Annotated in this window: 11 protein-coding genes and 1 other annotated feature; of the genes, 10 read left to right on the top strand and 1 reads right to left on the bottom strand. The window is 47.6% G+C overall.

What is annotated here, in order from left to right; translation table 11 throughout:
• The first annotated feature begins 6 nt into the window (after nucleotides 1-6).
• From ACQW03_RS20795 to ACQW03_RS20810, 4 genes are all read left to right on the top strand, one after another.
• Nucleotides 7-789: an RNA-binding protein gene (locus ACQW03_RS20795; protein ID WP_441951526.1), complete on the top strand. Its 783-nt coding sequence runs from the start codon at nucleotides 7-9 to the stop codon at nucleotides 787-789.
• A 172-nt stretch (nucleotides 790-961) separates the two neighbouring features.
• A complete protein-coding gene (locus ACQW03_RS20800) occupies nucleotides 962-1,471 on the top strand; it encodes a DivIVA domain-containing protein (RefSeq protein WP_023989434.1) in 510 nt (169 codons plus the stop codon).
• A 168-nt stretch (nucleotides 1,472-1,639) separates the two neighbouring features.
• Nucleotides 1,640-1,923 (top strand) — a binding site (T-box leader).
• Between the two features lie 78 nt (nucleotides 1,924-2,001).
• Nucleotides 2,002-5,091: an isoleucine--tRNA ligase gene (gene ileS / locus ACQW03_RS20805; RefSeq protein ID WP_076293488.1), complete on the top strand. Its 3,090-nt coding sequence runs from the start codon at nucleotides 2,002-2,004 to the stop codon at nucleotides 5,089-5,091.
• A gap of 139 nt (nucleotides 5,092-5,230) precedes the next feature.
• The gene (locus tag ACQW03_RS20810; RefSeq protein ID WP_230486204.1) at nucleotides 5,231-5,623 is read left to right on the top strand and encodes a DUF5665 domain-containing protein; all 393 of its coding nucleotides are present in this window, start codon (nucleotides 5,231-5,233) and stop codon (nucleotides 5,621-5,623) included.
• Between the two features lie 22 nt (nucleotides 5,624-5,645).
• Here the strand turns inward: ACQW03_RS20810 and ACQW03_RS20815 are convergent, their stop codons facing one another.
• A complete protein-coding gene (locus ACQW03_RS20815; RefSeq protein WP_071641742.1) occupies nucleotides 5,646-6,380 on the bottom strand; it encodes a TraR/DksA C4-type zinc finger protein in 735 nt (244 codons plus the stop codon).
• Nucleotides 6,381-6,616: 236 nt separating this feature from the next.
• Here ACQW03_RS20815 and lspA point away from each other — a divergent pair, with 236 nt between their 5' ends.
• The 6 genes from lspA to carA all read left to right on the top strand — a co-directional run bounded on the left by lspA (nucleotide 6,617) and on the right by carA (nucleotide 12,642).
• Nucleotides 6,617-7,075: a signal peptidase II gene (gene lspA / locus ACQW03_RS20820; RefSeq protein WP_441951530.1), complete on the top strand. Its 459-nt coding sequence runs from the start codon at nucleotides 6,617-6,619 to the stop codon at nucleotides 7,073-7,075.
• Between the two features lie 34 nt (nucleotides 7,076-7,109).
• Nucleotides 7,110-8,081: an RluA family pseudouridine synthase gene (locus tag ACQW03_RS20825; RefSeq protein ID WP_071641740.1), complete on the top strand. Its 972-nt coding sequence runs from the start codon at nucleotides 7,110-7,112 to the stop codon at nucleotides 8,079-8,081.
• A 504-nt stretch (nucleotides 8,082-8,585) separates the two neighbouring features.
• The gene (gene pyrR, locus ACQW03_RS20830) at nucleotides 8,586-9,152 is read left to right on the top strand and encodes a bifunctional pyr operon transcriptional regulator/uracil phosphoribosyltransferase PyrR (protein WP_043882258.1); all 567 of its coding nucleotides are present in this window, start codon (nucleotides 8,586-8,588) and stop codon (nucleotides 9,150-9,152) included.
• Complete coding sequence (locus ACQW03_RS20835) at nucleotides 9,149-10,063, top strand: aspartate carbamoyltransferase catalytic subunit (RefSeq protein ID WP_023989427.1); 915 nt, start codon at nucleotides 9,149-9,151, stop codon at nucleotides 10,061-10,063. The genes pyrR and ACQW03_RS20835 overlap by 4 nt, the downstream gene beginning before the upstream one ends.
• Nucleotides 10,064-10,122: 59 nt before the next feature.
• Nucleotides 10,123-11,445, top strand: coding sequence for a dihydroorotase (locus tag ACQW03_RS20840; RefSeq protein ID WP_441951533.1), 1,323 nt, complete (start codon nucleotides 10,123-10,125; stop codon nucleotides 11,443-11,445).
• Between the two features lie 60 nt (nucleotides 11,446-11,505).
• Complete coding sequence (gene carA, locus ACQW03_RS20845; protein WP_071641736.1) at nucleotides 11,506-12,642, top strand: glutamine-hydrolyzing carbamoyl-phosphate synthase small subunit; 1,137 nt, start codon at nucleotides 11,506-11,508, stop codon at nucleotides 12,640-12,642.
• Nucleotide 12,643 lies beyond the last annotated feature (1 nt).

Consider the following 12,643-nt stretch of genomic DNA (forward strand, 5'->3'; position numbering starts at 1 on the left):
GGAGTTATGCGAACTGAGATTTATGAGCATTTTCACCCGGATGAACGGGATTATGTGGATCGCGCTTCCGAATGGATCAGTCATGCGGGAGCTTATCATGAGCAGAAGCTGACTGATTTTTTGGACCCGCGCCAACAGTACATATTGGAGACACTTGCTTCGAAGGAAGACAAGGTCACGATTAGGGTAGATGGCGGATATATGGCTTCAGAACGAAAGCGGGCGCTTATTGCGCCCGATTATTCGTATTTGGACGGTGAGGAGATGGGGATTCAGGTCCTTTCTATCACATCTGACGATCATAAAGTAGGTACCCTTGAGCACGGTGATTATCTAGGTGCCCTACTGGGACTTGGAATCAAACGCGGGAAAATCGGGGACATTCATGTACTTGATGATGGGTGCCATGTATTGGTAGCTTCAGAGATCGGTGATTTTATGACGATGCATTTGCAGCAGGTACATCGTGTTCATGTATGGACAGAACTGTTGCCTGTAGCGAGTCTGCGAACGAAGGAAGTTGCATTAGAGGCGCTAGATCTGACGGTCGCTTCTTTGCGCCTGGATGGTATTGCCAGCGATGTGTACAAGCTAAGCCGCAGTAAAATATTAGCACCGATTCGGGCGGGACGGTGCCGGGTAAATTGGAAGGTGGAGGAGAATCCATCCACTCTACTTAAAGCTGGGGACGTTATTTCCATGCAGGGTTTTGGGCGTTTCAAAGTGCTAGAAACAGACGGGATGACAAAAAAGGGAAGATTCCGTGTCAAAATTGGTAAGTTTGTATAGCTGTAGGCAGGAATCACGAGCTTTCTGTCGAAAGAATTAAGCTATAGCGAAGAACTGGAACGATTTTGCTCTGTACAGTATTCACAAAACGGGGTATGATGACCGATAGATGATAGTGAGCGTCGTGACGCGGAAAATGTATTTTTTGTCAATCTTATAGGAGGTGGACGGCATGCCATTAACGCCATTGGATATACATAACAAGGAATTTGCCCGCCGGCTTCGCGGTTATGATGAGGATCAGGTTAATGAATTTTTGGATCAGGTGATCAAAGATTACGAGGGCGTTATTCGTGAAAATAAAGAACTGAGCACCGAGTTGTTGAACGTACAGGAGAAGCTCGATCATTTCGCGACCATTGAGGATACGCTGAGTAAGACGATTATCGTGGCGCAGGAAGCGGCTGATGAAGTTCGTAACAACGCCAAGAAAGAATCCCAACTGATCGTGAAGGAAGCGGAAAAAAATGCGGACCGTATTGTGAACGAAGCATTGTCTAAATCCCGCAAGATCGCGTTGGAGGTTGAAGAACTGAAGAAGCAGGCATCGATTTACCGAGCACGGTTTCGTACACTGGTGGAAGCACAACTTGACTTGTTAAGCCAAGACGGCTGGGAAGCCCTTGAAAACCGGGAACGCGAAGTACTGGAGCGCGAGCGTGAGATGAAAGAAATTTACTAATTTCATTTCTGACAAGCTTTTATTAGGCTTTGTTAGGGTTGACTTTTATCTTTAAACAGGCTATAACTGTAAATACTATACTGAATTCAATGATTATCCGTCCGTCGGCTGATGATTGTTATTCAAGGCAACGATGTTGCTGATTTAATATTCGATGAATTTAACATGTTTAATTCGTTGATGGGAACGAGTACGTCATGATTTGTCCCTCAGAGAGTTGGCCTTCCGGTGCAAGCCAACGTTCAGAACATGACCGAAGATCCTCCCGGAGAAGTGAGCTGAAGCGCTTAAGATTTTTTATGGTGTGTGTAAGCAATCACCGTTTGCCATGCGTTATAATGGCGCCCTGCTGTAGTTGAGTGGGGCTCAGAGAGCCGTGATGAGACTGTATTTTAGAATGGTCTGTTTTTACGGAATCAGGGTGGTAACGCGAGCACAGTCTCGTCCCTTTACAGGGATGGGGCTTTTTTTGTTGCTTTTTTTAGGAAATGCTAGGGAAATCAATGATGAGCAGAGAGGGAGTATGAAGTATGAACAGAGTGGATGTTAAAGAAAAAGCACGGTCTCGTGACCTGCGCATCCTGAGCAAATGGAAAGAAGAGGACACATTCCGTAAATCCATCACAAATCGTGAAGGAAAGCCCAATTTTGTATTTTATGAGGGTCCGCCAACAGCTAACGGTAAACCGCATATCGGTCACGTGCTGGGCCGTGTAATTAAGGATTTTGTAGGCCGTTATCAGACAATGAAGGGATACCGCGTCGTACGTAAGGCAGGCTGGGACACGCATGGTTTGCCGGTAGAATTGGGTGTACAAAAGCAACTGGGAATCTCCCACAAACCTGAAATTGAAGAATACGGCGTTGAAAAGTTTATTAAAAAATGTAAGGCGAGCGTGTTTGAGTATGAGCAACAATGGCGTGATCTAACCGAAGCGATCGGATACTGGACAGACCTCGATAACCCGTACATTACATTGGATAATAACTATATCGAGAGCGTATGGAACATTTTGGCGACAATTCATGAAAAAGATCTGTTGTATCGTGGTCATCGTGTGAGTCCGTATTGCCCGGATTGTCAGACGACGCTGAGTTCTCATGAAGTAGCGCAGGGCTACAAAGATGTGAAGGATCTAAGTGCCACGGCCAAATTCAAGTTGCACAGCAGTGGTGAATATGTACTGGCTTGGACGACAACACCTTGGACCTTGCCGAGTCACGTGGCGCTCGCCGTCAACCCTGAACTGGAATATGCACGTGTGAAGCAGGAAGACGGTGTATACATCGTTGCTAGAAATCTGGTTGAGGACGTAATTAAAGGCGATCATGAAGTGATTGGCACACTATCTGGTTCAGAACTGGTTGGCCAAACGTATACCCCGCCATTTACGTATTTTCAGGTTGAGAAGGGTAATCAGATTCTGGGTGCGAAGTTCGTAACAGACTCCAGCGGTACAGGTATCGTTCATATGGCTCCGGCGCATGGTGAGGATGATTACCGGGTATGCCGTGAAAATGGTGTTGAATTCATCAACGTAGTGGATCTCCAAGGTAACTATGTAGAGGAAGTCACTGATTTTGCAGGCCGTTTTGTGAAAGACTGTGATATAGATATTGTTAAAATGCTGTCCGAAAAAGGCTTGCTGTACAGCAAGGAAAAATACGAGCATAGCTATCCGTTCTGCTGGCGCTGCGATACTCCATTATTGTACTATGCTATGGACAGCTGGTTTATCAAAACAACTGCGATCAAGGACCAACTGATTGCCAACAACAGTGAAGTCGAATGGTACCCGGGCCATGTACGTGAAGGACGTTTTGGAAAGTTTTTGGAAGAACTGGTGGATTGGAACATCAGTCGCGATCGCTATTGGGGTACACCGCTAAACATCTGGGTTTGTGAGGAAACTGGAGAACAGTTCGCTCCACATAGTATTGCTGAATTGAGGGAACGTGCGATTGGCGATGTACCAGCGGACATCGAGCTGCACAAACCATATGTAGATGACATTAAGGTACGTAGCCAATGCGGTAAATACGAAATGACTCGTACACCGGAAGTAATCGACGTATGGTTCGATAGTGGCTCCATGCCGTTTGCACAGCATCATTATCCTTTTGAAAATAATGAAACGTTCGAGCAGCAATTTCCGGCAGATATGATCTGCGAAGGGATTGACCAGACTCGTGGCTGGTTCTATAGCTTACTTGCGGTTTCGACTATGCTTACTGGCAAAGCTCCTTATAAAGCTGTCATGGCGACAGGCCATGTACTGGATGAGCAGGGACAGAAAATGTCTAAATCCAAGGGTAATGTTATTGATCCGTGGGAAGTGATTGACGAGTACGGTACAGATGCTTTCCGCTGGGCATTGCTGTCAGATAGTGCACCATGGAATAGCAAACGTTTTTCCAAAGGCATTGTAGGTGAGGCTAAATCGAAGCTGGTGGATACGCTTGTCAATACACACGCTTTTCTGACCTTGTATGCGGATATCGACGGATTTGATCCGGCACAGCATCCGTTCAAACCATCGGCTCATAAGTTGGATCGCTGGATTTTGTCCCGTCTGAACAGCCTGATTTTGGTAGTGGACAAAGCGCTGGCTGTAAATGACTTCTTGAACTCATCCAAAGCGATTGAGTCCTTTGTAGATGAGCTGAGCAACTGGTATATCCGTCGTTCACGCGATCGATTCTGGGGCAATGGTCTTACAGAAGATAAGCTGGATGCATACCGTACACTGACCGAAGTGGTGTTAACGACTGCCAAACTACTTGCGCCGTTTACACCACTGCTAGCAGAGGATATTTACCTCAATCTGAGCAACGGGGAAAGTGTTCATCTGGATGATTATCCGACTGCCAATGAGTCCTTGATCGATCTGGAACTGGAACGAGACATGGAAACGGCACGTCGTGTCGTCGAATTGGCGCGTAACGTCCGCAACGAAACGGGTTTGAAAACGCGTCAACCGTTGTCCGAGTTGATTCTGTCCATGGATCAGGATTTTGAACTGAGTGGCTATGAGGAAATCATCAAAGATGAGATTAACGTGAAGCATATTCATGTTGAGACGGACGATAGCGGCTTTGTAGATTTTACACTGAAACTGAATTTGAAAGTAGCAGGCAAGAAATACGGCAAAAATGTCGGTTTCCTACAAAACTTTTTCAAAGGAATGTCTGCTGAGGATACCCGTTCTGTTGTAGAAAAAGGAGTGTTAAACGTCGCTTCTCCAGAAGGTGAAGAACTGCAAGTTACGGCCGAAGAACTGCTGGTGGAGAAAAAAGCGAAAGAAGGCTTCGCTTCTGCTTCCGGTTATGGCTTAACGGTAGCGTTGAACACAGACATTACGCCGGAGCTGGAGCAAGAGGGTTGGGTACGTGAAGTGGTTCGTGCGGTACAGGATTATCGTAAAAAACTGGATCTGCCGATTGAAAAATATGTGGCGTTGACGTTGGATGTAGATAACGAGCTGCGTCAGGCCATCGAAAGCTTCGACTCTGTGTTACGTGAGAACGTACTGGTTACTACTGTGGCATTTGGTCAAGCCGAACCGGCAGAACATGTGGATGTGAACGGTAAAACCATCGGCGTTCATATTGGAGAATAATTACAAGCCCCCTGTCCCATAATACAATAACAGGCAGCATATAAAAACGAGCCTAAGCATCGGAAACGGTTTTTCTCCGTTACGTGCTTCGGCTCGTTTGCTGCGTTCAGGGCAGCCATGGGAAAGGGGGATTGTGCATATGACGGCACGATCAAGGCGTAGACAGGGGAGAAGTCTCCGAGGGATGAACGGAGAAGGAGCTGCCGTAGCCGCAGATAAAAGCAAAACAGGTAATCAGGCAGAGCAATTAAGTCGTGTTGAAAAGCTGATACGTGCTGTGTCAGAGCAGATGGAACGGACACGTATTGCAGATTATGCTTTGCTGCTGAACAAGCCTTGGCGATTACTTTGGCTAAATCTAATATCAGGCGTTTCCCGGGGAATCGGCATCGCGCTAGGTTTTACTTTTTTTGCCGCTACCATTATTTATGTGCTGCAAGTGCTCGGAGCGTTGAATTTGCCGATTATCGGTGATTATATCGCTGATATTGTACGAATTGTACAACGACAATTAGAGCTTACTACCTACTAGGCAGTGATCTCCACTTTGAAGTTCACGATTCGTCTTCGTGCGTATCCGGCTCCAGTAGACCTTCGCCCTCGCCATCTTCGATATAACGCTGATAAATGGAACTACGAATAACGGAAACATTTTGTCCATAAATGTCAGTAGCAACAAAGCTTTCGTATGGTTCTACGAAGCCCATATTATCGTCGCCTGCTTCAATTTCCATATCATCATAACTGTGGATTTCTCGACTTTCGGCCATGGCTGGTGTGTTAGAGGTACCCCAATTTTCGACGATCTGCCAAGCATCTTCACCGTCGAAGCCGTTTTGATCATCCCGCTCATCCAGACTCGTTCTGCCGAACGAGGGAGCGAGAAATTCTTCCTCTACTGGTCGGCGGTTAGACACTTCTGTTTCGGGACTGTACTCTTTGCAGTAAATGGTATAGGGAACAGCCAGTAGGCGCTCATAGGGAATGGGTTTACCGCTGGCGGCACAAATGCCATACGTCCCCTTTTCCATGGCCATCAGAGCTGATTCGATGCGTTCTAATTGGAATTCGTCGTGCTCCAGCAAGGAAATATCCTTGGCTCGCTCGTAGGTTTCGGTAGCCAGATCTCCCGGGTGGTTATCAATAGGAGAAAGCTCGCCGGTTTGATCGCGTTGGGAATCGCCGAGTCCGTAATGGTCGTTGTCCTGCAAACGATGCTCAATTTCTTTTTTGCGTTCCAGCAGTTCGTTACGCAAGCCCTGCAATTGTTGCTCCGTCAATGGGGACATGAAATCCTCTCCTTGTTCTAGGTTTACATGCGCATGCGTTGTGTCGAGTATGCTCCTTGTAGTTTGCACCGGGAAGACCTCTTTTACATAGGAAATTCTAATCAAATGCGAAGGAGTTCATTTTATGGATGATCTGTGCTTGATAGCTTGCGGGTTTCGTGGACGATCTGAGAATGCTTATGCTACAATAAATGGGTTCAACAACGGATATAAGCGGATCGGAGTGACGAAGGACTGTGATTTATTTTGGTATTGCGCTAATTATTTTTTTGATTGATCAGGGAGTTAAATATTTGGTGGCTACGCGGATGGAATTGTACGAGCAAATACCAGTCATCGGCAATTTCTTTTTAATCACCTCCCATCGTAATCGTGGAGCCGCTTTTGGGATTTTGGAAGGTCAACGTTGGCTTTTTATCGTGATTACAATTGTAGTGGTGATTGGTATCGTCTGGTACCTGCGAAAAACAGTCAAGGCTGGACAAAAGCTACTTCCTGTTGCGCTAAGTTTGGTGCTGGGGGGAGCAGTTGGTAACTTTTTGGATCGAGCTATTTCAGGGGAAGTAGTTGATTTTGCGCAATTTAATTTTGGAAGCTATACGTTCCCCATTTTTAATGTGGCAGATTCGGCGATTGTCATCGGTGTAGCACTGATTATTTTGGATACATTGCTGGAATCGCGTCGAGAAAAGTGAAATGGCAATGATAGCATTGAAGGGAAGTCATAGCATGAGCGAAGTGAATGAAAACGGCGAAGCCGCAGGTCTGTCTTATGAGGACGAACTGGAGAGTGAATCTCTGGAATGGACAGCGGATTCCGGGGATGCCAAAACACGTATAGACAAATATATCGCCGAAGAAATGAAGGAAGTGTCTCGTTCTCAGATACAGCTGTGGATCGGAAATGGTCGGGTGCTGGTGAACGGTACGGCGATCAAGGCGAACTACAAGCTGGCTGAAGGAGATCGTATTGTATTATCGGTGCCGGAGCCAGAAAGTGTAGATATTGTACCGGAAAATATTCCGTTGGATGTCGTTTACGAGGACTCGGACGTTATTGTTATTAACAAGCAACGTGGTCTGGTCGTGCATCCTGCACCGGGACACTCTTCGGGAACATTGGTTAACGCACTGATGTACCACTGTCACGATCTTTCCGGCATCAACGGGGAATTACGTCCTGGTATTGTTCACCGTATTGATAAGGATACATCAGGACTGCTGATGGCGGCTAAAAATGATCAGGCTCACGCATCACTTGCAGCACAGCTTAAGGATCATAGTGTGACTCGGAAATATATAGCCTTAGTTCACGGTCATTTGAGCCACGATCAGGGAACGGTAGACGCTCCGATTGGCCGCGATTCGGGTGATCGCAAATTGTTCACAGTGACGGAACGTAACAGCAAGCATGCAGTCACCCATTTTCTCGTCATTGAACGGTTGGGGGATTATACCCTGCTTGAACTTCAATTGGAAACAGGACGCACACACCAAATTCGTGTTCACATGAAATTTATTGGACACCCATTGGTTGGCGACCCTATGTATGGGCGTAGCAAAGGGGTTCGTATGGATGGTCAGGCGCTGCATGCGGCGGTACTGGGCTTTAAGCATCCATCCACTGGAGAATACATGGAATTCAACAGACCGATCCCTCCTGATATGGAGGATGTGTTAGCATCCTTGCGTAGTCGCTAAAACAATGATAATTTGCATTCCTATTCACAAACCTGAATAAATTATTAAGTTGAACCGCCTAAATGGCGGTTTTTTTATTGTGGGATAAGGTATGGGTAAAAACAACTATGGATAATTATACAATAAGGTTGTATAATTATTAGAGTGCTTCCGGTGGTTCCGGTTGAACGGGTGTTGACACACGATTTTCAATCTGTCATACTTCTTGTAGTTGCGATGAACTTTGTCCAAGAGATGGCTAACCATCTCATACTATGAGAAGCAGGACAAAGGAAATCCTGAATAGCACCTTTAAATCAGTCCCGTGAGGCTGGCAAGGTAACGTGAATGGATCACTGATCAGTGCATCCGCTGCGGCGGTATGTCTTCAGTGTGTCCGAGAGATCGGAGAACAGTAGAAGACTGTTCACACGAGACTCCTTGCCAAACTTGGGCAAGGAGTCTTTTTTGTATCCGAACACGGGACCAGGTCTGAAGGGAACATCACCTGAGGAGGCTGGAAGCATGAGTAATGAAACACATGTACTGATGGATGAAATTGCGATTCGTCGGGCATTGACACGGATTGCACATGAAATTTTGGAGAAAAACAAAGGTATTGACGATTGTGTGCTAGTAGGTATTCGAACACGCGGAGTTCATCTGGCGCAACGCCTGGCTGAAAAAATTGCTGAAATTGAAGGCGCACCAATTCCATGGGGAGAGCTGGATGTCACAGCTTACCGGGATGACCGGAGCAGCGTAGCCGAAGCTAAAGGAAATGGAAAAGAGCTTTTGATGAATCCTGCTGACGTATCGGTTCATGATAAGAAAGTCATTCTTTTTGACGATGTGCTGTATACAGGCCGCACCATCCGCGCGGCGATGGATGCATTGATGCACTGCGGACGACCGCAAATGATTCAGCTGGCAGTGCTAGCGGATCGCGGACACCGTGAGCTTCCGATTCGTCCGGATTACATCGGCAAGAACATCCCAACCTCCAAATCTGAGGAAATCGTAGTAGCCCTTCAAGAGACGGACGGTAAGGACGAAGTGACAATCATTCAGAACCGGGGGGAACAGCTATGATCACAACAGCCAGTCAACTTAAAGAACGTAGCCTGCTCGGGTTAAAGGAACTTAGTCGAAATGAAATCGAGTCCATTCTGGATCGCGCTCACTATTGGGAGTCTCAACCAGAAAAACTGGTTCCAGTACTGCAATCACGCTTTGCGGCCAACATGTTTTTTGAAAACAGCACTCGCACCCGCTTTTCTTTTGAAATGGCAGAGAAGCGGCTGGGCGCTCAGGTTTTGAACTTTTCCGCTGCGGCTTCCAGTGTGGAAAAAGGGGAGTCCATTTACGATACAGTACGTACGCTCGAATCCATGGGCATTGATGCAGGAGTCATCCGGTTAAAGCCAGCCGGGGTGCTGCAAGAGCTCGCTGAGAAGGTCAGTGTCCCACTGGTTAATGCGGGGGACGGCAACAATGAGCATCCAACGCAGGCTCTGCTGGACCTGTACACCATGCGCAAAACTTTCGGTGAGCTTAAAGGCTTGAGAGTATCCATCATAGGAGACATTCTGCACAGCCGTGTAGCTCGCTCGAATCTGTGGGCCTTGCAAAAATTCGGAGCCAAGGTTAGCTTCTGCGCTCCTGATAATATGCAAGCACCTGATCTTGCGGCGTACGCGCCTTATGTTCCGATGCAAGAGGCACTACAGGCGGACGTGGTCATGATGCTTCGGGTACAGCTGGAACGGCATGCTGAAGGGATGTTGCGCTCAGCGGATGAGTATCGAGAGCAGTACGGTTTGACAGAGAAAAGAGCAGCGAACCTGAAGCCCGGAACGATTATCATGCATCCAGCTCCAGTGAATCGGAATGTGGAAATTGATAGTGCAGTTGTGGAAAGCGAACAATCGCGAATTTTTCCGCAAATGGCAAACGGAGTTCCGATCCGCATGGCGGTTATGGAACGGGCAATGAAGCTGTAGAAGCTGTCAGTAGGATCGTAGGAAAAAGTTGCAGAAAACTGAGCGGAGGAATATTTCAGATGAAACAATTAATAATGAATGCAAGCGTATTGAACGAGCAGGGCGAGGCTGAATTGAAATCCATCCTAATCGCCGACGGAAAAATTTTGGCTATCGCAAATGCAGATGCTGGAGTCAGCCTACTTATAGAAGAAGGGGCATCTGAGCAGGAGCGCGAAGTTGAAAAAATCGACGCCCAGGGAAAACTGGTCATCCCCGGTTTAATCGACATGCATGTGCATCTGAGAGAACCTGGCTTTGAATATAAAGAAACGATTGAAACGGGCAGCCGAGCGGCGGTGAAAGGCGGATTTACGACGATTGCCTGCATGCCAAACACACGTCCAGTGACTGACAATGTGGACACAGTCCAGCTGGTATTGAAAAAGGGACAGGAAGCCGGGCTTGCCAAGGTTCTTCCTTACGCAGCCATTACGAAAAACGAACTGGGGCGTGAGCTGACAGATTTTGAAGCGCTCAAGGCAGCGGGTGCAATCGGCTTTACTGACGATGGTGTCGGGGTGCAGAGCGCGCAAATGATGAAGGACGCCATGGCGCGGGCCAAAGCACTGGATATGCCGGTTATTGCACACTGTGAAGATAACACGCTTGTTGAAGGAGCGGCAGTGACGGACGGCGAATTTGCCAAGCGCCACGGACTTAAAGGCATTCCGAACGAATCCGAAGCCATTCACGTCGGACGAGACATTTTACTATCCGAGGCAACCGGGGCACACTATCATGTATGCCATGTCAGCACGGAGCAGTCAGTGCGGTTAATCCGCCACGCAAAATCTTTTGGCATCAAGGTAACGGCTGAGGTATGCCCGCACCACTTGGTATTATCAGATGAGGATATCCCTGGGCTGGATGCGAATTGGAAAATGAATCCTCCGCTCCGATCCCCACGTGATGTGCAGGCATGCATCGAGGGACTGGAAGACGGTACGATTGACATCGTCGTAACCGACCATGCAGCGCACAGTGAGGAAGAGAAGGCAAGAGGTATGGAGCTGGCGCCATTCGGAATCGTTGGATTTGAGACGGCCTTCCCGCTGTTGTACACAAAATTCGTAGCTAACGGACAGTGGACACTGGACTTTCTAGTGCGTCGTATGACTGCTGATCCAGCGCGTGTCTTCCGCCTTGATACGGGACGCCTGGAAGAAGGGGCTCCAGCTGACCTGACCATGATTGATCTGGAGCAGGAGCAGTCAGTTGATCCGCAAACGTTTGCCAGCAAAGGGCGCAACACTCCTTTTACAGGCTGGAAGCTCAAAGGCTGGCCCGTGAAAACTTGGGTAGACGGCAAACTGGTATGGTCTGCTGACGAAGCAAAATAAATAGAACCACTAAAAAAATAGAACCTAATAGCAGGAAACAATATAGAGGAGTGAGACGGGATGCAGGCAAGATTGTTACTTCAGGACGGCACGCTGTTTACAGGCACATCATTTGGTGCGGAAGGTGAAAAAACAGGCGAGGTCGTTTTCAACACAGGGATTACAGGCTATCAAGAGGTGCTGACTGATCCCTCTTATTGCGGACAAATCGTAACGATGACTTACCCGCTGATTGGCAATTACGGAATTACTCGGGATGACTTTGAATCGGTACGGCCTTATGTCCATGGCTTTGCTGTTCGACATTACGAGCCGGCGCCAAGCAACTGGCGTGCTCAATACAGCGTGGGCGATTTGCTGAAGGAATATGGCATCATTGGCATTAGCGACATCGACACCCGCATGCTTACCCGGATTATTCGCCATCACGGCACGATGAAGGGCATTTTGACGACTGGTTCCCAGCCGCTGGAAGAACTTAAAGAAATGATGTCTGACCTCACCATTGAAGAATTGCGTAATCAGGTTCCTATGACTTCCACACCTCATCCGTACAGCAGTCCTGGCAACGGAGAGCGGATTGTATTGATTGACTACGGTGCAAAAAGCGGCATTTTGCGCGAACTGAATAAACGGGACTGCGATGTAGTTGTCGTACCACATGATACGACGGCTGAGGAAATTCGCCGCTTGGACCCGGACGGTATCCAGCTGTCTAACGGCCCTGGAGATCCAAAAGACGTACCCCATGCCGTTCGTACGGTAGCTGAACTGTTAGGGGAATACCCGATTTTCGGAATTTGCTTGGGACACCAGTTGTTCGCTTTAGCTTCGGGAGCGGATACGGAAAAGCTGAAATTCGGACATCGCGGTGGTAACCATCCGGTGAAAGAACTGGAGAGCGGACGCTGCTTTATCACTTCGCAAAATCACGGCTACACGGTAAATGAGGATTCGATCCAAGGAACTGAGCTTGAAGTGACGCATATTAATAACAACGATAAAACGATTGAAGGTCTTAAACATACCAAGTATCCCGCGTTTTCGGTTCAATATCATCCAGAAGCTGCACCAGGACCTTACGACAATGGCTACCTGTTTGACCGTTTTCTGGACATGATCCGTGAGCACAAAAGAAATCATCCAAAGCAACCGCGTCAGGCTGCTATCGCCGCCGCAGTGAGAGGAGAGCGCTAAT

The sequence above is a fragment of the Paenibacillus sp. DRB1-1 genome (genome assembly GCF_052119485.1).
Lineage (GTDB): Bacteria > Bacillota > Bacilli > Paenibacillales > Paenibacillaceae > Paenibacillus > Paenibacillus polymyxa_B.

Excerpts from the sequence above, each read along its gene's own strand:
- ACQW03_RS20795 (WP_441951526.1), top strand. The coding sequence starts at position 7 with ATGCGAACTGAGATTTATGAGCATTTTCACCCGGATGAACGGGATTAT.
- ACQW03_RS20800 (WP_023989434.1), top strand. The coding sequence starts at position 962 with ATGCCATTAACGCCATTGGATATACATAACAAGGAATTTGCCCGCCGG.
- ileS (WP_076293488.1), top strand. The coding sequence starts at position 2,002 with ATGAACAGAGTGGATGTTAAAGAAAAAGCACGGTCTCGTGACCTGCGC.
- ACQW03_RS20810 (WP_230486204.1), top strand. The coding sequence starts at position 5,231 with ATGACGGCACGATCAAGGCGTAGACAGGGGAGAAGTCTCCGAGGGATG.
- ACQW03_RS20815 (WP_071641742.1), bottom strand. The coding sequence starts at position 6,380 with ATGTCCCCATTGACGGAGCAACAATTGCAGGGCTTGCGTAACGAACTG.
- ACQW03_RS20825 (WP_071641740.1), top strand. The coding sequence starts at position 7,110 with ATGAGCGAAGTGAATGAAAACGGCGAAGCCGCAGGTCTGTCTTATGAG.
- pyrR (WP_043882258.1), top strand. The coding sequence starts at position 8,586 with ATGAGTAATGAAACACATGTACTGATGGATGAAATTGCGATTCGTCGG.
- ACQW03_RS20835 (WP_023989427.1), top strand. The coding sequence starts at position 9,149 with ATGATCACAACAGCCAGTCAACTTAAAGAACGTAGCCTGCTCGGGTTA.
- ACQW03_RS20840 (WP_441951533.1), top strand. The coding sequence starts at position 10,123 with ATGAAACAATTAATAATGAATGCAAGCGTATTGAACGAGCAGGGCGAG.
- carA (WP_071641736.1), top strand. The coding sequence starts at position 11,506 with ATGCAGGCAAGATTGTTACTTCAGGACGGCACGCTGTTTACAGGCACA.